We start from the raw sequence: 22952 nt of genomic DNA on the forward strand, positions 1-22952 counted from the left end.
CCTGGGCCCCGAGGACCCGGGCCCCGCTCCCACCCGTGCTCAAGCAAGCTTCGTAGAAGGGACCGACATCCGTGACGGATGCGAACAACCCCGACGCCCCTGAGGGCGGGGACTCCACTGTGGAGGCCCCGCCGCGTGTGACCGACCGGATCGAGCCCGTCGACATCCAGGTCGAGATGCAGCGCAGCTACCTCGACTACGCGATGTCGGTCATCGTCGGCCGCGCCCTGCCCGACGTGCGCGACGGCCTCAAGCCGGTCCACCAGCGCGTGCTCTACGCCATGTACGACGGCGGCTACCGCCCCGACCGCGGCTACTTCAAGTGCGCCCGCGTCGTCGGCGACGTCATGGGCAACTACCACCCGCACGGTGACAGCGCCATCTACGACACCCTGGTGCGCCTGGCGCAGTGGTGGTCGATGCGGATGCCGCTGGTCGACCCCAACGGCAACTTCGGCTCGGCGGGCAACGACCCGGCCGCCGCCATGCGCTACACCGAGTGCAAGCTCGCGCCGCTGGCCATGGAGATGCTCCGGGACATCGACAAGGACACCGTCGACTTCCGGCCCAACTACGACGGCCGCTCCTCCGAGCCCGTCGTGCTGCCCGCCCGCTTCCCGAACCTGCTGGTCAACGGCTCCTCGGGCATCGCGGTCGGTATGGCCACCAACATCCCGCCGCACAACCTGCGCGAGGTCGCCGACGGCGTCAACTGGTACCTCGACAACCCCGAGGCCCAGGACGAGGAGCTGCTCGACGCGCTCATCGCGCGCGTCAAGGGCCCCGACTTCCCCACCCGCGGGCTCATCGTCGGCAAGCGCGGGATCGAGGAGGCGTACCGGACCGGGCGCGGCTCCATCACCATGCGCGCCGTGGTCGAGGTGGAGGAGGACAAGCGGGGCCGCCAGACCCTGGTCGTCACCGAGCTGCCCTACCAGGTCAACCCGGACAACCTCGCGCTCAAGATCGCCGACCTGGTCAAGGACGGCAAGATCACCGGCATCGCCGACGTGCGCGACGAGAGCAGCGGCCGCACCGGACAGCGCCTGGTCATCGTGCTCAAGCGCGACGCCGTCGCCAAGGTCGTGCTGAACAACCTCTACAAGCACACCCAGCTCCAGGAGACCTTCGGCGCGAACATGCTCGCGCTGGTCGACGGGGTGCCGCGCACCCTGCGCCTGGACCAGATGATCCGGCACTGGGTCAAGCACCAGGTCGAGGTCATCGTCCGCCGGACCCGGTACCTGCTGCGCAAGGCCGAGGAGCGGGCGCACATCCTGCGCGCGCTGCTGCGGGCCATGGACCGCATCGACGAGGTCATCAACCTCATCCGGGCCAGCGCCTCCGCGGACCAGGCCCGCACCGGCCTGATGGACCTGCTGGAGATCGACGACATCCAGGCCCGCGCCATCCTCGACATGCAGCTGCGCAAGCTCGCCGCCCTGGAGCGCAACGCGCTGACGGCCGAGTACGACGAGCTCATGGCGCAGATCGCCGACTACAACGACATCCTCGAATCGGACACGCGCCAGCGGAGCATCATCCGCGAGGAGCTCGGCGAGATCGTGGAGAAGTACGGCGACGAGCGGCGCACGCACATCATCCCCTTCGAGGGCGACATGCGCATGGAGGACTTCATCGCCGAGGAGGACGTGGTCGTCACGATCTCCCGCGGTGGATACGCCAAGCGCACGCGCATCGACAACTACCGCGCCCAGAAGCGCGGCGGCAAGGGTGTGCGCGGGGCCCAGCTCAAGCAGGACGACATCGTCCAGCACTTCTTCGTCACCACCACCCACAACTGGATCCTGTGCTTCACCAACCAGGGCCGGGTGTACCGCACGAAGGCCTACGAGCTGCCCGAGGCCGCCCGCGACGCGCGCGGCCAGCACGTGGCGAACCTGCTCCCGTTCCAGCCGGGCGAGGAGATCGCGCAGATCATGGCGCTGCGCGACTACGAGGCCGCCCCGTACCTGGTGCTCGCCACCCGTGAGGGCCTGGTCAAGAAGTCCCGCCTGGAGGACTTCGACTCGGCGCGCGCGGCGGGCATCATCGCGATCAACCTGCGCGAGGGCGACGAGCTGATCGCCGCCCGGCTGGTCTTCCCCGACGACGACCTGCTGCTGATCTCCAGCGACGCCCAGGCGATCCGGTTCCCGGCCTCCGACGAGTCGCTGCGCCCCATGGGCCGCGCCACCAGCGGCGTGATCGGCATGCGGTTCCTGGAGGACGACTACCTGCTGAGCATGGACGTCATCCGGCCCGGCGACGGCTCCACGGACGTCCTGGTCACCACCGAGAACGGCTACGCCAAGCGCACCCCGTCCGACCAGTACCCGGTGCAGAACCGCGGCGGCAAGGGCGTGCTGACGGCCAAGGTGGTGGAGGCCCGCGGCAAGCTGGTCGGCGCCCTGATGATCGACCCCGAGGTGGACGAGGTCTTCGCGATCACCTCCGTGGGCGGTGTCATCCGCACCGGCGCCGACGAGGTCAAGCGGTCCGGCCGCACGACCATGGGCGTCCGGCTGATGAACCTGGCCAAGGGCAACAAGATCGTGGCCGTGGCGCGCAACGCCGAGGCCGCCGAGGAGGAGGCCGTCGAGACGGCCGAGGACGCGGGTGAGGCGGCCGCCGACACGGCCGAGGACGTGAACGCGAACGCCGAAGGCAACCCGGAGGCCTAGACTTCGCGTTAGGCCCCATATGGGCCGCGGGGTTCGTTTTGCGCGGACCCCGCGGACGCCCTGGTCGCGCCAATCACCCGTTCTCAAGGAAAGTCCAGCGGTAACGTTTCTATGTCTGACAACCAGCGGAACACCACCACGAACGAAACCGACCCGGACACGGCGGAGACCGCCCGGGGCGGGGACGTGGAGACGACCGAGAAGGACACGGCAGAAGCGGGGGCCGCCGTGACCACCGAGGTCGACGACACGGCCGAGGCGGCGACGGGCGCCACCGAGGCCGGCACGGCCGAGGAGGCCGGCGTCGAGGACGAGGGCTCCGCCGACAAGGCGGACACCGGGTCCGAGGCCGCCGCCGGACCGGCCGAACCCGTGGCGGAGGACCGCGCCGAAGCGGGGGGAACGCCAGTGTCCGAATCGAAGACCTCGGTGCCTGAGGGTCCGAGCGCCGTGAAGGCCAGCCTGTCCAGCCGTAAGGCACACCTGTCGGTCTCCCGCGTGGAGCCGTGGTCTGTGATGAAGTTCAGCTTCGTCGTCTCCCTGGTGTGCTTCATCATCCTGTTCGTGGCGATCGCGGTGATCTACGCGACGCTGTCGATGCTGGGTGTCTTCGACGAGCTGACCAACATGCTCACGGCGCTCCTGGAGGGCGACGGGACCGAGGACGAGCTCGGCCTCGACCCGGCCTCCTGGTTCTCGCCGGGCCGCGTCCTGGGGTACACCGGCGTGGTCGGCGCGCTGAACATCGTGCTGATCACCGCCCTGTCCACGGTGGGCGCCATGCTGTACAACCTCGTCGCCGACCTGGTCGGCGGCATCGACGTGACGCTGTCCGAGGCCGAGTAGCACCGCCGTGAGGGCCCGGTCCCCGCTGGGGCCGGGCCCTCACGCGTTGGTTCGGAGCACTTCCGCACCCGGGTAAAATGGGAGGTGGAAAGGGACGCGTGCGCCGCGTCCCGCCTCGTGTCCGCCCCGGATCACCGGTTCGCCCCGGTCCCGCCGATGCGGTAGAGTTCCACACGCAGCAAGGGCGTATAGCTCAGTCGGTTAGAGCGCATCCCTGATAAGGATGAGGCCCCAGGTTCAAGTCCTGGTACGCCCACACACGAGAAGGCTCCCCACGGGGGCCTTTTCTCATGTCCGCGCGCCACACGCGCGTCGGCGCCCGGCCCGGCCCGCCGAGTCGCCGTGTCGACAACGGGACGTGTCGACCTGTCGACTCGTACACCCGTCGACTCGGGGACCTGGTGCGATCACGGGCGCATGTAGGATGCGCCGCATCGGGAGGGCGTCGTCACCTCCGCCCCGGAGCGCGGGACGCGGGCGGCCTCCAGAGCGAGGACGGAGAAGCGTGGCCACGACCTTCGACTACCAGCTGCCGTTCCACATCGACCAGGTGTGGAACATGCTCCCCCACTCCGTGTCGCGCACCAAGGGGGCCTCGGGCCCGGGGAACCCGGTGCCCGGCGCCGGTTACCGCTACGCCTTCTCCACCGGCATGAGCCTGCTCACCTGGGGGTTCAACGTGTACGTCGACCTCTTCCCCCACCCCCGGGGCACGCACATGAGGGTGACGCCCAGCATGAAGTTCGGCATCGTCGACTGGGGCGAGGGCAGCGAGGTCGCCGCCAGCCTGCACCACCACCTCGGCAACATGCTCCAGATCCAGGTCAACCAGGGCTACGGCCGGGGCGGGCGGTAGGGCCCGCGCCGGAACCGGTTGGCGGAACGGGCGCCGCCCGGCTCCGCCGCCCCAGCGGGTGTGCTCCGCGCGGGTGTCACGGCCCCTGAGCCGCGACGGCGGTCCGGGTCGACGTGTCGACTCGTGCACGTGTCGATTCGTGTACCTGTCGACTCGGGGGCCTGCCGCCCCGGGGCCGTCAGCCGCACGTGCTGACCCTCCCGGCGAGCGCGGCGTTGAGCTCGCACACCATGTCCTCGGGGTGCGGGTCGGTCGAGCCCGGGCGGATCTGCGTGTCCACGTGGTCCCGCAGCACCTCGCTCACGTACGGGTAGTAGGGGGTGCGCGGCCGCAGCAGCCCCTCGCCGACGGCGTCGCGCAGCTCCTCCCAGTACCGCACGTCCCGGTCCTCGGCGTCGCTCAGCCGGTAGCCGCTGCCGCGGGCGGGGAGCAGACCGGCCTCCCGGAACTCCGCCTGGACCTCCTGCCCGGTCATGGCCGCGACCAGGCTCCAGGCCTCGTCCCGGTGCGGCGACTCCCCGGTGACCGCCAGGCTGTTGCCGCCGAGCACGGCCGCGGGCAGCCGGAGCACCCCGAACGCGGGGGCGCCGCCCTCGGCCTCCCCCGCCCAGCCGACCCAGCGCAGCCCCTCCCGGAGCGTCTCGGCGCTCTCGGAGTCGGCCTGGAGCTGGGGCACGACCCGGGGCCAGTGGCGCATGAACACCACCTCGCCGCCGCGGAACCGGTTCAGGCTCTCGGTCTCGGTCTCCTCCAGGGCCGCGCGCGGGATGACGCCCCCGGCCTCGGGGTCCAGCCCCGCCTCCAGCACCTCCAGGCCCTGGAACTCTCCGCTCGCACCGGCGGACGTGACACAGCCGTCCTCCGCCCCGCCGTCCGCTCCGTCCGCGCCGTGGAAGGTCCCCCGGCTGTCCGCCTCCAGACCGGGGTGTCCGCCGAGGACGAACTCCAGGGCGTTGACGGTCAGGCCCTCGTAGTCGCCGAACTGGCCCGTGTACCCGTGCTCCAGGCCGTGCTCGTCGCGCACCTCGTCCGCGAGGCCGAGCAGCCCGCGCCAGCCGTCCTCCTCGATCCGGGCGGTGACCTCCTCGGGGCCGACCAGGTCGGCGCGGTAGTAGAGCAGGCCCACGTCCATGTGGAACGGCACCGCCCGCGCCCGGCCCTCGTAGCACACCGCGTCCCGGGCGCGGCCCAGGAAGCCGTTCCACGCCAGCGGGCCGTCTCCGCCGGTGTCCACCTCCGCCAGCCAGCCGCGTTCGTGGAACTCCGGCACCCACTGGTTGTCGAGGAGGAGGACGTCGTAGGCCGCCGGGTCGGCCTGCATCGCCACGACCATCTGCGAGCGCTGCTCGTCCGCCCGGGGCGAGAGCCACCGGACGTCGACCTCCCACCCCTCGTTCTCCGCCTCCCAGCGCTCGATGAGCCGCGTGTACACCCCGCCCTCGCCCGTGTCCCCCGTGGCGGTGACGTCCACGGGGAGGGCGACGCGCAGGACCCGTTCGTCCCGCCCGCCCCGCGCGTCGCAGGCGGCGGAGCCCAGCAGCAGGAGCGACAGGAGCGCGCACACGACCGGCCGCGGCGGCCTCTGGCGGGCCCTCACGGCGTCGCCGCCCTGGTCCCGGCCACGATGCCGTAGACGACCTGTTCGAGTTCGTCGGCGCGCGGGTGGTGGCACTCGGCCCCCGCGCCCGCCAGCCGACTGAGCAGCCCGTCCCCGCCGCACCCCTCGTCGCCCACGGACACCACGTGCACCCGCACGCGCTCGTCGAGGTCCTCCAGCACGGCGGCCACGTCGTCCGCCCGCGCGCCGCCGCGCGGCTCGGGGAGGGCGACGCCGTCGGTGAGGACGACCAGGGCGCAGGCGCCGGGCTCCCCCGGACGGTCGGCGCAGGACTCCAGCTCCTCGGCGCCGTCGCGGATCGCGTCGGCCAGCGGGGTGGCCGGGAACTCGGCGCTCAGCGCGCCGATCGCCTCGCGCGCCGACTTCTCCCTGCGCGCGTCCATGCCCGGTTCCGGGGGCAGGACGCGCTCCTGGCCGGTGACGTCGTTGCCCGGTCCGCCCTCGGGAAAGGCCCAGACCCCCACGGTGTCCTGCTCCCCCAGGAGGCCGACGGCGGTCCGGGCCAGCTGTTGCGCGGTCGCCAGCCGGGTGCCGCCCGTGCCGGGGCCGCTCATGGAGTCGGAGCGGTCGACCACGAGCAGGACCTCGACCGGGGTGCGGGAGCGCTCCTGCTGCCGCAGCCCGGACTCCAGCCGCTCCCGCCACTCCTCGTCCTGCCGGGCCGAGTTGAGGTGCGTGACCTCCATCAGGAACCGTTCCGCCTCCCCGCCGACCATGGCGCCCTCCACCGTCCGGTAGCCGTGGAAGGCCGTTGTCCCCCGGGGGCGGCGCATCCACTCCCCGAACGCCTCCACCTCCCGTTCGACCCCGTCGCCGCCCCAGTCCAGCCGTACGAACGGGTGGTCCAGGCCGGGCGTCTCGGAGAAGTAGACGGGGACCAGGGGCTCGTCCGGCGCTTCGCCCGTCGGCCCGCACCCGGGGCCGAGCTGCCCGCCCGTGTTGTAGGCGTTGATCGCGTACTCGGTGCTGAACACCCCGACGGAGGCGGGGTCGGCGCTCCCGCCGCGCAGCGCGCACAGCAGGCCGAGGTTGCCCTCGGCGTCGAGCCCGGCCGAGGTCGCGCGGGCCTCCGCGATCTGGACCTCCTCGGCGCCCCCGTCCCCGTACGCGGAGTACAGGGCCTCGGTCTGGATCAGCGCCGAGACCGAGGCCTCCGGTGAGGGGCGGGCCAGGAGGAGCCCGGCCTCCGCCGCCGCGGCCGTGCAGACGACGAGGTTCGAACGCGCTCCGCCCGGGTCGGTCCCGGAACAGGCGGGGATGTCGCCCGCGGACTCGGGCAGCCCCAGCACCACGGGTGTGAGCCTGGTGGCGCTCCCCTCCCCCGCCTCCAGGCCGGGCGCGTCACCCGGATCCCCGCGCAGCAGGGCGACGTCCGCGCTGGAGTCCGGCAGCCACACGTGCGGGCGGGGCCCCGCCCGCAGGTCGGTCCACCCCTCGCGCAGCAGCTCGCGCGTCCGCGCGGCCCCGCCCGCGACGGTGACGCTGACGCGCACGGGCACGCAGCCGCTCCTCTCGTCCCGGCCGCCGAGGTGGGCGGAGAAGTCGTCGGCGGCCCGCTGGACGACGGCGTGCTGGTCCGGGGTGGTGAGCACGGTGAGCTCGGTGGGCGGGGCGCACGGGAGGACCAGCCCCAGGTGGCCGTTGGCCCGCAGCCAGTACACGCCGTTCGGGACGAGGGTGAGCAGCGCGACGGCGGCGACGGCCAGGGGCCACACCGGTCGCCCGGCACCACGGCGCCCCCGCCTCCCCGCCGCGGCACGGCTCCTCCGGGCGGGGACGGCCGCCGTCCCCGCCCGCGTGCCGTGACCGCGCCGTTCCCGGACGGCCACCGCGAGCGTGTGCGGAAGCCTGCGCAGGGAGGAGAGCCGGGCGCGGACGAAACGCCGGGCGGTGTTGCGCGCCGCGCGCGGGAGGTCCACCGGGACGAGCCACGGCTCCGCCCCCGCGTCCTCCCCGACCAGGCGCCGGAAGTCCCTGTCGCGGGCGAACCGCGTGGACCGGCGGGCGACCAGGTCCCCGTTGCGCCGGTCGTGGCCGACGATGACGCCCACCAGCCGTTCCCTGACGAACACGGCGGTGCCGGAGGCCCCCTTCCACGACACGTCGTTGCCGTACTCCCGCTGGACGTCGAGCCGGAGGTCCTTCCTGACCATGCCGTCCCACGGGCTGAGGGTCCCCCGCAGGTCCTTCAGGTCGCGGCCCCCGTCGTTGGCCGCGAGGTCGGGGTAGCCGAGCGAGCGGTACGGCTGCGGTTCGTCCGCCGAGAGCTTCCCCCAGCGCACGGAGGGGTGGGGCCGCGGCTCCTCCAGCCGCAGCAGGGCGACGTCCGTCCTCCGGTCCGACCAGGCGACGGAGCACCGCAGGAAACCGCTCGGCGGGTCGGCTCCCAGGCGAACGTCGACACGCTCGTGGCCGTCGAGCACGTGGGCCGCGGTGAGGACGAGGGAGGGCCCGACGAGGTAGCCGGTCCCTCCCCTGGAGGCGCCCCCGACCCTGGCGACGCGGACGTCCGCGACACACCTCGGGTCCATCAGTCCAGGTCCCTGCGGTCCTCCCAGACCGCTCCGCTATCGGAGGCGATCGCGAGTTTCCTTCCGTCCGCGTCGGTCAGGGCGAGCTTCAGAGTGATCCGGTGCGTGTCCCTGCGGCCGGCCTTGCCCTCGGCGTTGAGGGAGAGCACACCGAAGCGCACACCGGCCTTCCCGGCTCCCTCCTGGTGCGCCTCCAGGAGGAGTTCGACCTCGGCCTCGACGATCTCGATGCCGATCTCGTGGCCCTCCCCCTTCCGGCGCGCGGCGGCGAGCTCCTGGCGCAGTTCGTCGATGGCCTGGGACAGTCCGATGGTGGACACCTGATGACTCCCTGGGGGGCGTTGCGTCGTGGGGACGGCGGGAACAGAGCCGTGGTCTACGTCACAGGACGGGTGTGGTAGTCAGTTTTCCACGCCGACCCGTCGCTAACCGGGTGTTTTCCGCTGTACATAACCGCTCTCGGACGGAGTGCCCGGCTTCTCCCTGATCACGACCCCTCTCCGCCCCGAAACAGATTCGGCGCCATGTCGACTCGTCGATCCGCCGACATGTCGTCCGCCCGGTGCCGGTCCGTGGCTGGTCACGGGCCGCGAGCCACCGACAGTGCCACCCATCTAACCGACCGTTCGGTCAGGACATAGCTTTCGAGCTGCGAAAAGTAGGCCCCGGTGTAGAAAGTGCCTTGGGTCACATGGCATGGTGTCCTGGGGCTCAGTCCGGTGTCGGACATGTCCTTCCTGTCGCTTGTGCGACTGGAGGGGCGGGTGATTGTCACCGTGACTGCCGATACCAGGAGCCCACGAGCGGAATCCGACCTCCGGTCGGTAGAGAACATACGGAGCACCAATGGCAACTTCCGACTCGACGGCCCCAGGGCCGGGCGGCGCGAACGAGACCAGGGAGCGGCGGCGCGTCCTCGCCGGGACCATGGTCGGCACCACCATCGAGTGGTACGACTTCTTCATCTACGCGCAGGCCGCCGGCCTCGTGCTCGCCCCCCTGTTCCTGTCGCCGCTGACCGAGGACAGCCCGGGGCTGGCCCAGGTCCTGTCCTTCGCGACCATCGGCATCTCCTTCCTCTTCCGGCCGCTCGGCGCGATCGTCGCGGGCGCCCTCGGGGACAGGTTCGGCCGCAAGCGCGTGCTCGTGGCGACCCTGGTCATGATGGGGCTCGCCACCTGCCTGATCGGCGTGCTGCCCACCTACGCCCAGATCGGTGTGGCCGCGCCCGTCCTGCTGATCATCCTGCGCATCCTCCAGGGCTTCTCCGCGGGCGGCGAGTGGGGCGGCGCGGCGCTGATGTCGGTGGAGCACGCGCCGGTCGGCAAGCGCGGCTTCTTCGGCGCCTACCCGCAGATCGGGGTCCCCTGCGGCATGATCCTGGCGACCTTCGTCGTCTGGGTGATCACCGCCTCCATCGGCCCGGAGGCGTTCCTGGAGTGGGGCTGGCGCATCCCCTTCCTCCTGTCCTTCCTGCTGATCATCATCGGCCACCTCATCCGCAAGTCCGTGGAGGAGTCCCCGGTCTTCAAGCTCATGCAGGCGCGCAAGGCCGAGACCTCCGCCCCGCTGGGCCGCCTGTTCCGCGAGCACACCCGTGAGGTCGTCCTCTCCGCGCTGATCTTCATCGCCAACAACGCCGCCGGGTACCTCGTCATCGCCTACCTGGCGACCTACGCCTCCCGGCCGGTCGAGGAGTTCGGCCTGGGCATGGACCGCGGCCCCGTGCTCCTGGCGACCACCCTCGCCTCGTTCGGCTGGCTCATCTCCACGCTCTACGGCGGCATCCTGAGCGACAAGCTCGGCCGGGTGCGGACCTTCCAGCTCGGCTACGTGCTGCTGGCCGCCTGGTCCGTGCCGATGTGGTTCATGGTCGACACCGGCAACATCTACCTGTACTTCGCGGGCGTCTTCGTCTTCACGCTCACCCTGGGCCTGAGCTACGGCCCCCAGTCGGCGCTGTACGCGGAGATGTTCCCGGCCGAGGTCCGCTACTCCGGCGTGTCCATCGGCTACGCCCTCGGCGCGATCCTCGGCGGCGCCTTCGCGCCCATGATCGCCGAGCTGCTGCTCACCGAGACCGGCGCCTCGTGGTCGATCGGCGTCTACATCGTCGTGGCCTGCGCGGTCTCCTTCCTCGGGGTCACCCTGGTGAAGGAGCCCAAGGGCGTGGATCTGTACGCGGACGGCACCAGGCCGAGCACGGTCGGCACGTAGGCGGCGGCGGGGCGGCGGACCGGTCCGCCGCCCCGCCGTCTGTCGCCGCGTCGCCTTGTCGCTCCGTCGCCTTGTCGACCCACCACCCCCCCGGGCGCGGTCACCGTCCCCGCGACTCCGCGCGCTGGCGCGCCGGGCCCCGGCGGTCCCGGTCCAGCTCGTAGGCGGTGTTGACCAGGGCGATGTGGGACAGCGCCTGGGGGAAGTTGCCGACCAGCCTCCGCGCGCCGGTGTCGTACTCCTCCGCCAGCAGCCCCACGTCGTTGCGCAGGCTCAGCAGGTGCTCGAAGATCCCCCGGCCCTCGTCCACGCGGCCCTGGAGGACGAGGTTGTCCACCAGCCAGAACGTGCAGGGCAGGAACACGCCCTCACCGGGGGGCAGGCCGTCCACGTGCCGGGTCCCCTCGTCCATGGAGTAGCGCTGGACCAGGCCGCCGCTGCACAGTTCCCGCTGGACGGCGTCCACCGTCCCCCGCATGCGCTCGTCGGTGGCCGGGAGGAAGCCGACGGTGCTCGCCATCAGGAGCGAGGCGTCCAGGGACGCGGAACCGTAGTACTGGGTGAAGGTCCGCCGGCCGGGGTCGTACCCGTGCTCGCACACGTCCCGGAAGATCTCCCCGCGCAGGCGCCTCCAGTCGTCCAGCGGGCCCTCCAGCCCGAACCTCTCGACGGCGCTGACGGCCCGGTCCGCCGCGGTCCACGCCATGACCTTGGAGTGCGTGAAGTGCCGCCGGGGCCCGCGCATCTCCCAGATCCCGTTGTCGGGGTCCCGCCAGTGCGACTCCAGGAAGTCCATCAGGTGCCGCTGGAGCCGCCAGGCCGGGTCCCTCGGCGGGATGCCGTGCTCCCGGGCCTGGTGGAAGACGTCCATCACCTCGCCGTAGACGTCGAGCTGCCACTGCGAGGCCGCCTCGTTGCCGATCCTGACGGGGCGGGCGCCCTCGTAACCGGACAGCCAGTCCAGCTCCAGCTCGGGCAGCCTGCGCTCCCCCTCGATCCCGTACATGATCCGCATCTGCGCGGGCTCACCGGCCACCGCCCGCAGCAGCCACTCGCGCCAGTCGGCCGCCTCCCGTTGGTAGCCCGACTCCAGCAGCGACAGCAGCGTCAGCGTCGCGTCGCGTATCCAGCAGTAGCGGTAGTCCCAGTTGCGCACGCCGCCCAGCTGCTCGGGCAGCGAGGTGGTGGCCGCGGCCACCATGCCTCCGCCGGGCGCGTGCGTCAGGGCCTTGAGGGTGATGAGCGACCGGACCACCGCGTCGCGGTACTCGCCCCGGTAGGCGCACCTGGACGCCCACTCCCGCCACACCTCCTCCGTGTGCTCGATGAGCGTGCCCACGTGGGGCGGGTCCGGCTCGGGGGCCCGTACCGGCGTCCACACGAGGGCGAAGTCCACGCTGTCCCCCGCGGCGACCGTGAACTCCGCGACCGGTCTGGACGGGGCCGCGACCTCGAACTCCACGTCGGAGTCCAGGTAGCAGCTGTCCGGACCGGCGACCATGTGCAGCCGCCGCCCGTCCTTGCGCACCCACGGGACGATCGACCCGTAGTCGAAGCGCGGCACGGCCTCGGTCCGCATGCGCACGCGGCCCTCCACACCCTCGACCCGGCGCACCAGACCGATCTCGTGCGCGCCGATGGGCATGCAGTCCACGACCCGCACCGCGCCGTCCGCGCACCGGAACTCGGTCTCCAGCACCAGGCTGTCGGAGCGGTACCGCCGCGCCGAGACCCGGTGCTCCCCGACCGGGGCCATGGTCCAGCGCCCGTTGTCCCCGTCGCCCAGCAGGGCGGCGAAGCAGGCGCCGGAGTCGAACCTGGGCAGGCACAGCCAGTCCACGCTCCCGTCCCTGCCGACCAGCGCCGACGTCTGCATGTCACCCAGAAACGCGTAGTCCTCGATGGGCGGAGCCACGCCCTGTCCCCCTTCCCGTCCACGGCCGGATCGCGCGTTGCTCCCCGCTCCCGCGTCAGCGGCCTCCCCGCCCGTCTCCCGGCAGGAACTCCTGGGCCTTGGACACGACGCCCCGCTTGACCACGGACCACGCCTCGGGGTCGCCCTTGGCCAGGGCCTTGGCCACGCTCTCCATCTGGTCGAGCGTCGCGTGCGGCGGGATCGGCGGGACGGCGGGGTCGGTGACGAACTCGACCACGCAGGGCCGGTCCGCCGACAGCGCCCGCTGCCAGGCGTCGCGCACGTCGGAGGGGTCGTCCACCTTGATCCCCCTCAGACCGATGCTCTCGGCGAACCCGGCGTAGGGGAAGTCGGGGATCCGCTGCGAGGGGGGGAACTGCGGCGCGCCGCCCATCGCGCGCAGCTCCCAGGTCACCTGGTTGAGGTCGCGGTTGTTGAGGACGGCGACGACCACCCGCGGGTCCTCCCACTCCCTCCAGTAGTGGCCGATGGTGATCAGCTCGTTGATGCCGCTCATCTGCATGGCGCCGTCCCCCACGAGCGCGACCACCGGCCTGTCGGGGTGGGCGAACTTCGCCCCCGTGGCGTAGGGGACGCCGGGGCACATCGTGGCCAGCGTGCCCGACAGCGTTCCGCGCATGCCCTCGCGGAACACCAGGTGGCGCGCGTACCAGTTGGCCGCCGAACCGGAGTCCGCGGTCACCATCACGTCGTCGGGCAGCAGCGGGGACAGCTCGTGGAAGACGCGCTCGGGGTTGACCGGGTCGGCGTCCACGTGGGCGCGCCGTTCGAGGACCTGTCTCCACCGCGCGACGTCGTCCTCGACCTTCTCCCGCCAGGAGCGGTCGGTCTTGCGCTCCACGAGCGACAGCAGCATCCGCAGCGTCTGCGCGGAGTCGCCGACCAGGTTGCACTCGAACGGGTAGCGCATGCCGACCATGGTCGGGTCGATGTCGATCTGGACGGCGCGCGCCTGGTCGAACTCGGGCAGGAACTGGCTGTACGGGAAGCTGGAGCCCACCACGAGCAGGGTGTCGCAGTCCCGCATCATCTCGTAGGAGGGCCGGGTGCCGAGCAGCCCGATCGACCCGGTCACGAAGGGCAGGTCGTCGGGGAGGACGTCCTTGCCCAGCAGCGCCTTGGCCACCCCGGCGCCGAGCCTGTCGGCCATCTCGACGACGGCGTCCGCCGCTCCCCTGGCCCCCTGTCCGACCAGCATGGCGACGCGCTCACCGGAGTTGAGGATCTCGGCGGCCTCGGCCAGCCCCTCCGGGGACGGCGTGGACCGCGGGGAGGGGAGGCCGAGGCTGGAGGGCACCATCTTGAACTCGTGCTCGGGCGGTGAGTACTCCAGGTCCTGGACGTCGGCGGGGATGATGACCGCCGTGACCGTGCGCCTGCTCGCGGCGATCCGGATCGCCCGGTCCAGCACGTTGGGCAGCTGCTCGGGGACGGTCACCATCTGGAGGTAGTCGCTGGCCACGTCCTTGTACAGCGACATCAGGTCGACCTCCTGCTGGTAGGAGCCGCCCATCGCGCTGCGCGCGGTCTGGCCGAGGATGGCCACCACCGGCACGTGGTCGAGCTTGGCGTCGTAGAGGCCGTTCAGCAGGTGGATGGCGCCGGGGCCCGACGTGGCCGCGCACACCCCCACCCGGCCGGAGAACTTGGCGTACCCCGTGGCCTCGAAGGCCGCCAGCTCCTCGTGCCGTGACTGGATGAAGCGGGGCTGGTCGTCGGCCCGCTCCCACGCGGCGAGCAGGCCGTTGATGCCGTCGCCCGCGTAGGAGAAGACGCGGTCGACCCCCCACTCGCGCAGACGCTTCAGTACGTGGTCGGACACCAGTTCCGCCATGACCGCTTCCCTCCCGGGTTCGACGCCGTCGGCCGGCACCGTTCCCGCCGCGCCGCGTCCGCCGCGCGCGGAGGCCTCGCCCTACCGGCTCGCGGCCCCCGGTCCACGGCGGGAGTGCCTCGCTGGCGCGACTACCCCGACTCCCGCGTCCGCACTCACCGCGCGGGTCGCGGCCCGCGCGCCGCCCCGCCACCGCGAGCGGCGGCCGTCACCGCCACATCATCGCCAACGAAGATGAGTGATGTGAGTCACATGGGGTAATGCTTCATCAGCGGCCTCTTAAGTCACAGGGGCAGATGAAACGGACACGACCACGCGTGGAGGTAACCATGTCCAACAGGACATCGACCCAGGGCGTGACCAGAGTTCCCGGAAAGCCGATCCGCCTCGCCGCACTCATCTACGGCATCGTCTTCCTGCTGGTGGGCGTGCTCGGCTTCATCCCCGGCGTGACCACCAACTACGACCAGATGCAGTTCGTCGGACACCACTCCGAGGCCCTGCTGCTGGGGCTCTTCCAGGTTTCCATCCTGCACAACCTGGTCCACCTGGCCTTCGGCGTGGCCGGGGTGGCGATGGCCCGCACCGCCAGGACGGCACGGTTCTTCCTCCTCGGCGGTGGCGTGATCTACCTGCTGCTGTGGCTCTACGGCCTGCTGGTCGGGTCCGACGACCCGGCGAACTTCGTGCCGCTCAACAACGCCGACAACTGGCTGCACCTCTTCCTGGGGCTGAGCATGATCGCGCTCGGGATCATCCTGGCGTCCTCCCGGCGCGACCGGGACAGGCGCTGACGCGCCCGAACGGACCCCGCGCGGAGCCGGAACGGTACGACGCGGCCGCCGCCCCGCACGGGGCGGCGGCCGCGTCCGTTCGCTCGGCCGGGCCCGCGACCGGGCCGCACACGGTCCGGCCCCGGCCCCCGAAAGGGGACCGGGGCCGCACACGGTCCGGCCCCGGCCCCCGAAAGGGGACCGGGGCCGCACACGGTCCGGCCCCGGCCCCCGAAAGGGGACCGGGGCCGCACACGGTCCGGCCCCGGCCCCCGAAAGGGGACCGGGGCCGGACGCCCGCGCGTCAGCGCCGGTCGAGCCGCTCGTGGGCGGCACCGGTGGCGCGGACGGGGGCCGCGTGGTGCGGTGCCCGCCTCAGCGCTCCACCACGTGCCGCTGGTTGGGCACGCAGTGGGTCATCGTCAGCCCCGACACGTCCCGGGGGCCGTTCCTGCCCAGGTTGGCCATGCGCTTGCGCTCCCCCTCGTCCAGGGTCTGGCTCCGCAGCGGCTCCAGGTGCGCCACGTCGTCCGGGCCGATGCCCAGCCCCTCGCCGACGCGCAGCCCCAGGTCGTCGTCGACCATGAGGAAGTGCCAGACCATCCGCTCCTGGATCGGCCGGTCGCACTGGGAGAGCTGTCCGACGAAGTTGCGCACCAGGTCGTCGCGCTCCCACGCCTCCATCAGCGTGTACCGCTGCCCCGCCTGCTGGTAGTCGTTGGTGCGGGAGATGCGCTTGCGGGTCAGCCGCCCCCGGATCTCCGGTCCCTGCTCGTCGTGCGTGGGGTACTGCCCCTCGCGCAGACCGCCGTTGATGGACGGCTCGTAGTTGACGTGCGGGTTCTCGCCCCCGGAGTCCTGGTGGTAGGCCATCAGGCCGTCGCGCTGGTTGGTGCGCACGTTGGCGTTCCTGGCCTGGTTCACCGGCAGCTGGAGGTAGTTGGGCCCCACCCGGTAGCGCTGCGTGTCGCTGTAGGAGAAGGTGCGCCCGACGAGCATCTTGTCGTCGGAGAAGTCCAGGCCGTCCACGAGCACGCCGGTGCCGAAGGAGATCTGCTCGTTCTCCGCGAAGTTGTCCGACACGTTCCGGTCGAGCACGATCCGCCCCACCGCCTTGGGCGGGAAGTCCTGCTCCGGCCAGGTCTTGGTGTCGTCCAGCGGGTCGAAGTCGAGCTCGGGGTGCTCCTCGTCGCTCATCATCTGCACGAGCAGCTCCCACTCGGGGTACTCGCCGCGGTCGATGGCCTCGTGCAGGTCCTTGGTCGCGTGCCCGGTCTCGTCCGCCTGGAGGTTGGCGGCGTCGGCCTCGGTCATGCTGCGCACGCCCTGCTTGGGCATCCAGGTGTACTTGACCAGGACGGTCTCGCCCACGTCGTTGACCCACTTGTAGGTGTTGACGCCGAAGCCCTGCTGGTGCCGGTAGTCCGCCGGGATGCCGCGCGGGCTGAACAGGTTGACCAGCATGTGCATGCACTCGGGGGTTTGCGACATGAAGTCGAAGATGCGGTTGGGCTCCTGGCGGAAGGTCACCGGGTCCGGCTTGAGGGCGTGGATCACGTCGGGGAACTTGATGGCGTCGCGGATGAAGAACACCGCGAGGTTGTTGCCCACCAGGTCCCAGTTGCCGTCCTCGGTGTAGAACTTGATCGCGAACCCGCGCGGGTCGCGCGCGCACTCCGAGGAGTCCCTGCCGCCGATGACCGTCGAGAAGCGCAGCGCGATGTCGGTCCGCTTGCCCCTGCCCTGGAAGAGCTTGGCCCGCGTGTAGCGGCTGATCGGCTCGTCGCCCCACGCGCCGTAGGACTCGAAGTAGCCGAACGCGGTCGCCCCGCGCGCGTGCACCACCCGCTCCGGGATGCGCTCCCGGTCGAAGTGGCTGATCTTCTCCAGGAACTGGTAGTTCTCCAGCGTCGCGGGTCCCCGCTCGCCGACCGTGCGCTGGTTCTGGTTGTCGTAGACCGGGTGTCCCTGCCGGTTCGTGAGCACCTCGCGGTCGTCTCCCGGCGCGGATCCCTGGCTGGATACGTCGGTCATGGAACTGGTCCCCCACCACGTCGTCATGATCCCTGTCCAGGTGCCCCCTGCCCACCGAGGCGGTTCCGGACGCGCGGCGGGGGAAGTTCTTACCAACTGGAGGGAGTACCGCAACCCTCCTCCCGCCGGGGAAGTCCGGAAAGGGGGGTTCCAGCCCTCTCCTCCCCCGATGTTTCACGTGAAACCCCGCCGTCCGGACCGCGTCACAAAAGCCCCATGGAACCGCCACGGGCGGCGTGTCCCCGCCCGTCCGCGGTTGCGCCCGGCGCACGGTGGCAATCCGGACCCATGCTCCCCCCGGTCCGTGGGTAGCGGCAGACCTGGAGACCATCGACGGGCCCCGGGCCCGGGGCGGAGGCGAGCATGGGCGTACGCACGTGGATCGAGTCGTGGCCGGTGTACCGGCAGTTCACGGGGGACGACCCGACGGGGCGCGGGGCCGCCGCGAAGTCCCGCCGGTCGGAGAACCTCAGGTCCCGCACCGAGGAGGCCGACCGGGTCGTGAAGTCGGTCTGCCCCTACTGCGCGGTGGGGTGCGGCCAGAACGTCTACGTCAAGGACGAGAGGGTCGTCCAGATCGAGGGCGACCCGGACTCGCCGATCAGCCGCGGGCGGCTGTGCCCCAAGGGGTCGGCCAGCCTCCAGCTCACCACCGGCTCCGCGCGCGAGGAGAAGGTCCTGTACCGGCGCCCGTACGGCACCGAATGGGAGGAACTCGACCTCGACACCGCCATGCGGATGGTCGCCCACCGCGTGGTCCGCACGCGCGAGCAGACCTGGGAGCGGGAGCACGAGGGGCAGCGGGTGAACCGCACGCTGGGGATCGCCAGCCTCGGCGGCGCCACACTGGACAACGAGGAGAACTACCTCATCAAGAAGCTCCTGACCTCGCTCGGCGTCGTCCAGGTGGAGAACCAGGCCCGCGTGTGCCACAGCTCCACGGTCGCCGGGCTCGGAACGTCCTTCGGGCGCGGCGGGGCGACCATGTTCCTCCAGGACCTGCAGAACTCCGACTGCATCGTCATCGAGGGCTCCAACTTCGCCGAGGCCCACCCGGTCGGCTTCCAGTGGGTCATGGAGGCCAAGGCCCGCGGCGCGGTGGTCATCCACGTCGACCCCCGCTTCAGCCGCACCAGCGCGCTCGCCGACATGCACGTGCCCATCCGCGCGGGCACCGACATCGCCTTCCTCGGCGCGATCATCAACCACGTCCTCACCGAGGAGAAGTACTTCCTCGACTACGTGCGCGCCTTCACCAACGCCGCCACGATCGTCGGCGAGGACTTCCAGGACACCGAGGACCTGGACGGCCTGTTCTCCGGCTTCTCGGAGGAGGACAAGAGCTACGACGCCAGCACCTGGAGCTACGAGGGCGCCGAGGTCGCCGCAGCCTCCGGCAACCGCGACCAGCTGTTCAAGGAGCGGCTGGAGGAGAACCTCGGCACCAGCCACTCCGGGCGGCCCGAGCAGCAGGGGGCGGGCGGCGCGGTCATCCGGGAGAAGCCCAGGGAGGACCCGACGCTCACCGACCCGCGCTGCGTGTTCCAGGTCCTCAAACGCCACTACGCGCGCTACACGCCGGAGCTGGTCGAGGAGGTCTGCGGTATTCCGCAGGAGACCTTCCGGAGGGTGTGCGACCACCTCACCGAGAACTCGGGCCGGGACCGCACCAGCGCCTTCTGCTACGCCGTGGGCTGGACGCAGCACACGGTCGGCTCCCAGTACATCCGGGCCGCCTCCATCCTCCAGCTGCTGCTGGGCAACATCGGCCGCCCGGGGGGAGGCATCCAGGCGCTGCGCGGACACGCCAGCATCCAGGGCTCCAGCGACGTGCCCACCCTGTTCGACCTGCTCCCGGGCTACCTGCCCATGCCCCACGCCCACGAGGAGCAGTCCCTGGAGACCTACATCATGGCCGCCGGCAAGCCCAGGAAGGGGTTCTGGGACGGGATGGAGGCCTACACCGTCAGCCTGCTCAAGGCGTGGTGGGGCGAGCACGCGACGGCCGAGAACGACTACTGCTTCGACCACCTGCCCCGGCTCACCGGCTCCCACAGCCACTACGACACCGTCATGGGGCAGATCGCCGGGAAGTGCAAGGGCTACTTCCTCATGGGCGAGAACCCCGCCGTGGGATCGGCCAACAGCAGGGCCCAGCGCATGGGCATGGCCGAGCTGGACTGGCTGGTCGTGCGCGACTTCTCGCTGATCGAGAGCGCCACCTGGTGGAAGGACGGGCCGGAGATCGAGTCCGGCGAGATGCGCACCGAGGACATCGGTACCGAGGTGTTCTTCTTCCCGGCCGCCGCGCACACCGAGAAGTCGGGCACCTTCACCAACACCAACCGGCTGCTCCAGTGGCACGACCGGGCCGTCAGCCCGACCGGGGACCAGCGCAGCGACCTGTGGTTCATGTACCACCTGGGCCGCGGCATCCGCGGTATCCTCGCCGGCTCCGACGACCCCAAGGACCGACCCGTCCTCGACCTCACCTGGGACTACCCCCTGGAGGAGGACGGGGAGCCCGACGCCGCCGCGGTCCTGCGCGAGATCAACGGCCACGACGCCGAGGGCCGCCCGCTCACCGTCTACACCGAGCTGCGCGACGACGGCTCGACCTCGTGCGGCTGCTGGATCTACTGCGGCGTCTTCAAGGACGGGGTCAACCAGGCGGCGCGCAGGAAGCCCCACACCGAACAGGACTGGATCGCCGGGGAGTGGGCCTGGGCGTGGCCGGACAACCGGCGCGTCCTGTACAACCGCGCCTCCGCCGACGAGGACGGGGAGCCCTGGAGCCCCCGCAAGAGCCTCGTGTGGTGGGACGCGGAGCAGGGGCGCTGGGTCGGGCACGACACCCCCGACTTCGAGAACCGCAAGGCGCCCGACTACGAGCCCGAGGAGGACGCCGAGGGCGTCGCGGCGCTGACCGGCCGGGACGCCTTCATCATGCAGGCCGACGGCAAGGGGTGGCTGTACGCGCCCGCGGGCCTCAACGACGGCCCGATGCCCACGCACTACGAGCCGCAGGACACCCCGTTCGAGAACCCCCTGTACGGGCACCAGCGCAACCCGACGCGCCTGCTGTACCCGCACGAGTACAACCGGTACCACCCCGCCCCCGGCACGCCCGGGTCCGAGGTCTTCCCGTACGTGGTGACGACCTACCGGCTCACCGAGCACTTCACCGCGGGCGGGATGAGCAGGTGGACGCCCTACCTGGCCGAACTCCAGCCCGAGTTCTTCTGCGAGGTCGGGCCCGAGCTGGCCGAGGAGCGCGGGCTGGAGCACGGCGGCTGGGCCACCGTCGTCACGGCGCGCAACGCCATCGAGGCCCGGGTCATGGTCACCGACCGGATGGCGCCGCTGCGGGTGCAGGGACGGGTGGTCCACCAGATCGGGATGCCCTACCACTGGGGGCCCAACGGGTACTCGACCGGGGACGCGGTCAACGAGCTGATGCCCATCGCGCTCGACCCCAACGTGCACATCCAGGAGGTCAAGGCGATCACGGCCGACATCCGGCCGGGGCGCAGGCCCCGGGGCGTCGAACGCCTCGACCTGGTGCGCGAGTACCGGGAGCGGGCCGGAATCACGGAACAGACGGGACTGGAGGTGTGAGCGTGTCCGCGGAGAGCAACGGGGACGGCAGGCACGAGAGGGTCGGCTTCTTCACCGACACGAGTGTGTGCATCGGCTGCAAGGCCTGCGAGGTCGCCTGCAAGGAGTGGAACATGGTCCCCGAGGACGGCCTGGACTTCACGTCCATGTCGTTCGACAACAGCGGCGGACTGGGCGCGGACACGTGGCGGCACGTGGCCTTCGTCGAACAGCGCGAACCCCTGGGCCACCAGGACCCGGGCGTGGGCCGCCCCGGGGCCGTGGACCTGGGCATGCCGTCCTTCGAGCTGCCCGGCGCCGCCACGGGGGCCGACGAGCGCGGCGAGTTCCGCTGGCTGATGTCCTCGGACGTGTGCAAGCACTGCACCAGCGCCGCCTGCCTGGACGTGTGCCCGACCGGCTCGCTGTTTCGCACCGAGTTCGGCACGGTGGTGGTGCAGGAGGACATCTGCAACGGCTGCGGGTACTGCGTTCCGGCCTGTCCCTACGGGGTCATCGACAAGCGCGAGGAGGACGGCCGGGTCTGGAAGTGCACCCTGTGCTACGACCGGATCGGCGACGGCCTGGAGCCCGCCTGCGCCAAGGCCTGCCCCACCGACTCGATCCAGTTCGGCAACCTCGACGAACTGCGTGCGCGCGCCGAGGCGCGGGTGGCCGACCTGCACGAGGCCGGGGTGTCCTCCGCCCGCCTGTACGGCGAGGACCCCGAGAACGGGGTGGACGGCGCGGGCGCGTTCTTCCTGCTGCTGGACGAGCCCGAGGTCTACGGGCTGCCGCCGGACCCGGTGGTGACCACCCGGGACCTGCCGTCGATGTGGCGGCACGCCGGTGTCGCGGCGGCGGCGCTAGTGGTCGGAGCGGCCGCGACGTTCGTGGGGAGGCGCTGATGAGCTCGTCGGACGTGACCAAGGAGGGCATGCGCGGGCAGCGCCCCGGACGGGAGGCCGTCACGGGGGCCGCCGACGTCGTCGGGGAGGAGCAGCGCCGCGAACACGGGGAGGGGCGGCGCAGGAGGAGGGGGCGCGGAGAGCCCACGCGGGTGCCCGACGCCGAGTTCCGCTCCTACTACGGCAAGCCGGTCCTCAACCAGATCGTGTGGAAGGCCTCCGACATCGGCGGCTACCTGTTCCTGGGCGGGCTCGCCGGGGCCTCGTCGGTGCTGGCCGCCGGCGCCGAGCTGACCGGCCGCCCGGAGCTGGCCCGCCCCCTCAAGTACACGGCCCTGGGCGCGATCTCCGGTTCGACGGCCGCGCTCATCCACGACCTGGGGCGCCCCGAGCGCTTCCTCAACATGCTGAGGGTGGTCAAGCCGACCTCGCCGATGAGCGTCGGGTCCTGGATCCTCATGACCTACGGCCCCCTCGCCGGGGTCGCCGCGGTGACCTCCGCCACCGGGTGGTTCCCGCGGATCGGCCTGGCGGCCACCCTGGGCGCCGGGGCGGTGGGGCCGCTGGTGGCCACCTACACGGCGCCGCTGGTGTGCGACACCGCCGTGCCGTCCTGGCACGACGGCTACCGGTACATGCCGTTCGTGTTCGCCTCCTCCGCGGCCGCGGCCGCGGGCGGGATGGGCCTGGTCACCGCACCCCTGGCGCAGAGCGGCCCCGCGCGCCGCGCCGCCGTGGGCGGCGCCCTGCTGGAGACGGCGGTGTCCAGCGCCATGGAGCGCCGGATGGGGCTGTCCGGCGAGCCCTACCGGCAGGGCAGGGCGGGCGCCCTCATGCGTGCGGCCCGGACGCTCACCCTGGCCGGGGCGGCCGGAGCGGTGCTGGGCCGCCGCAGCCGGGTGGCCTCCGCGGTGAGCGGCGCCGCCCTGCTGGCCGGTTCCGCGTGCACCCGGCTGGGCGTCTTCCAGGCGGGCAGGCAGTCCGTGGCCGACCCCAAGTACACGGTGGTGCCGCAGCGCCGCAGGCTGGCCGAGCGGGAGGCGGAGCGCAGGGGCGCCGACGCGGTCGCCGTCCCCCGGGCCCGGACGGCCGGGGACTGAGCAGCGGCCGTCCTCCCC

At 71.8% G+C, this 22952-nt stretch carries 14 protein-coding genes and 1 tRNA gene; 9 read left to right on the forward strand and 6 right to left on the reverse strand.

Translation table 11 applies throughout. From position 1 onward, the window contains the following. Positions 1-71 precede the first annotated feature (71 nt). From gyrA to EV372_RS10855, 4 genes are all read left to right on the forward strand, one after another. The gene (gyrA, locus tag EV372_RS10840) at positions 72-2684 is read left to right on the forward strand and encodes a DNA gyrase subunit A (RefSeq protein ID WP_197044405.1); all 2613 of its coding nucleotides are present in this window, start codon (positions 72-74) and stop codon (positions 2682-2684) included. 111 nt (positions 2685-2795) lie between these two features. Next, entirely contained in the window at positions 2796-3530 is a 735-nt protein-coding gene (locus EV372_RS10845; RefSeq protein ID WP_130395904.1) for a DUF3566 domain-containing protein, read from the forward strand. A 182-nt stretch (positions 3531-3712) separates the two neighbouring features. Further along, a tRNA-Ile gene (locus EV372_RS10850) sits at positions 3713-3786 on the forward strand. A gap of 249 nt (positions 3787-4035) precedes the next feature. Then, positions 4036-4386: a hypothetical protein gene (locus EV372_RS10855; protein WP_130395905.1), complete on the forward strand. Its 351-nt coding sequence runs from the start codon at positions 4036-4038 to the stop codon at positions 4384-4386. Positions 4387-4564: 178 nt separating this feature from the next. Here the strand turns inward: EV372_RS10855 and EV372_RS10860 are convergent, their stop codons facing one another. The 3 genes from EV372_RS10860 to EV372_RS10870 are packed head-to-tail and all read right to left on the reverse strand — an operon-like array spanning position 4565 to position 8855. Further along, complete coding sequence (locus EV372_RS10860; protein ID WP_130395906.1) at positions 4565-5983, reverse strand: extracellular solute-binding protein; 1419 nt, start codon at positions 5981-5983, stop codon at positions 4565-4567. Beyond that, a complete protein-coding gene (locus EV372_RS10865; protein WP_130395907.1) occupies positions 5980-8535 on the reverse strand; it encodes a trypsin-like peptidase domain-containing protein in 2556 nt (851 codons plus the stop codon). Before EV372_RS10865 ends, EV372_RS10860 begins: the two co-directional genes overlap by 4 nt. Further along, positions 8535-8855 (reverse strand): trypco2 family protein, encoded by a 321-nt coding sequence (locus tag EV372_RS10870; protein WP_130395908.1) that lies wholly within the window; start codon positions 8853-8855, stop codon positions 8535-8537. Before EV372_RS10870 ends, EV372_RS10865 begins: the two co-directional genes overlap by 1 nt. A gap of 526 nt (positions 8856-9381) precedes the next feature. On the opposite strand from EV372_RS10870, the gene EV372_RS10875 reads away from it, so the two are divergent. Further along, the gene (locus tag EV372_RS10875; protein ID WP_130395909.1) at positions 9382-10752 is read left to right on the forward strand and encodes an MFS transporter; all 1371 of its coding nucleotides are present in this window, start codon (positions 9382-9384) and stop codon (positions 10750-10752) included. 100 nt (positions 10753-10852) lie between these two features. Here the strand turns inward: EV372_RS10875 and EV372_RS10880 are convergent, their stop codons facing one another. Both EV372_RS10880 and EV372_RS10885 read right to left on the reverse strand, forming a co-directional pair. Beyond that, positions 10853-12667, reverse strand: coding sequence for a glycoside hydrolase family 15 protein (locus EV372_RS10880; protein WP_130395910.1), 1815 nt, complete (start codon positions 12665-12667; stop codon positions 10853-10855). A gap of 55 nt (positions 12668-12722) precedes the next feature. Next, complete coding sequence (locus tag EV372_RS10885; protein ID WP_130395911.1) at positions 12723-14522, reverse strand: thiamine pyrophosphate-requiring protein; 1800 nt, start codon at positions 14520-14522, stop codon at positions 12723-12725. 329 nt (positions 14523-14851) lie between these two features. On the opposite strand from EV372_RS10885, the gene EV372_RS10890 reads away from it, so the two are divergent. Then, positions 14852-15316, forward strand: coding sequence for a DUF4383 domain-containing protein (locus EV372_RS10890; protein ID WP_130395912.1), 465 nt, complete (start codon positions 14852-14854; stop codon positions 15314-15316). Between the two features lie 354 nt (positions 15317-15670). Here EV372_RS10890 and EV372_RS10895 read toward each other — a convergent pair whose 3' ends face one another. After that, entirely contained in the window at positions 15671-17329 is a 1659-nt protein-coding gene (locus EV372_RS10895) for a catalase (RefSeq protein ID WP_130395913.1), read from the reverse strand. 363 nt (positions 17330-17692) lie between these two features. Here EV372_RS10895 and fdh point away from each other — a divergent pair, with 363 nt between their 5' ends. Genes fdh through nrfD form a run of 3 tightly spaced genes read left to right on the forward strand, consistent with a single transcriptional unit; the run spans position 17693 to position 22934 of the window. Next, entirely contained in the window at positions 17693-20947 is a 3255-nt protein-coding gene (gene fdh, locus EV372_RS10900) for a formate dehydrogenase (RefSeq protein WP_130395914.1), read from the forward strand. Next, positions 20944-21834: a 4Fe-4S dicluster domain-containing protein gene (locus tag EV372_RS10905; protein ID WP_130395915.1), complete on the forward strand. Its 891-nt coding sequence runs from the start codon at positions 20944-20946 to the stop codon at positions 21832-21834. The genes fdh and EV372_RS10905 overlap by 4 nt, the downstream gene beginning before the upstream one ends. After that, a complete protein-coding gene (nrfD, locus tag EV372_RS10910; RefSeq protein WP_130395916.1) occupies positions 21834-22934 on the forward strand; it encodes an NrfD/PsrC family molybdoenzyme membrane anchor subunit in 1101 nt (366 codons plus the stop codon). Before EV372_RS10905 ends, nrfD begins: the two co-directional genes overlap by 1 nt. Positions 22935-22952: the final 18 nt, after the last annotated feature.

The sequence above is a fragment of the Nocardiopsis sp. CNZ308 genome (genome assembly GCF_004217075.1).

What these genes read in the sequence shown, in the direction of transcription:
- EV372_RS10890 (WP_130395912.1), top strand. Translation starts at nt 14,852, where the DNA reads ATGTCCAACAGGACATCGACCCAGGGCGTGACCAGAGTTCCCGGAAAG.
- EV372_RS10895 (WP_130395913.1), bottom strand. Translation starts at nt 17,329, where the DNA reads ATGACCGACGTATCCAGCCAGGGATCCGCGCCGGGAGACGACCGCGAG.
- EV372_RS10885 (WP_130395911.1), bottom strand. Translation starts at nt 14,522, where the DNA reads ATGGCGGAACTGGTGTCCGACCACGTACTGAAGCGTCTGCGCGAGTGG.
- nrfD (WP_130395916.1), top strand. Translation starts at nt 21,834, where the DNA reads ATGAGCTCGTCGGACGTGACCAAGGAGGGCATGCGCGGGCAGCGCCCC.
- EV372_RS10865 (WP_130395907.1), bottom strand. Translation starts at nt 8,535, where the DNA reads ATGGACCCGAGGTGTGTCGCGGACGTCCGCGTCGCCAGGGTCGGGGGC.
- fdh (WP_130395914.1), top strand. Translation starts at nt 17,693, where the DNA reads ATGGGCGTACGCACGTGGATCGAGTCGTGGCCGGTGTACCGGCAGTTC.
- EV372_RS10845 (WP_130395904.1), top strand. Translation starts at nt 2,796, where the DNA reads ATGTCTGACAACCAGCGGAACACCACCACGAACGAAACCGACCCGGAC.
- EV372_RS10875 (WP_130395909.1), top strand. Translation starts at nt 9,382, where the DNA reads ATGGCAACTTCCGACTCGACGGCCCCAGGGCCGGGCGGCGCGAACGAG.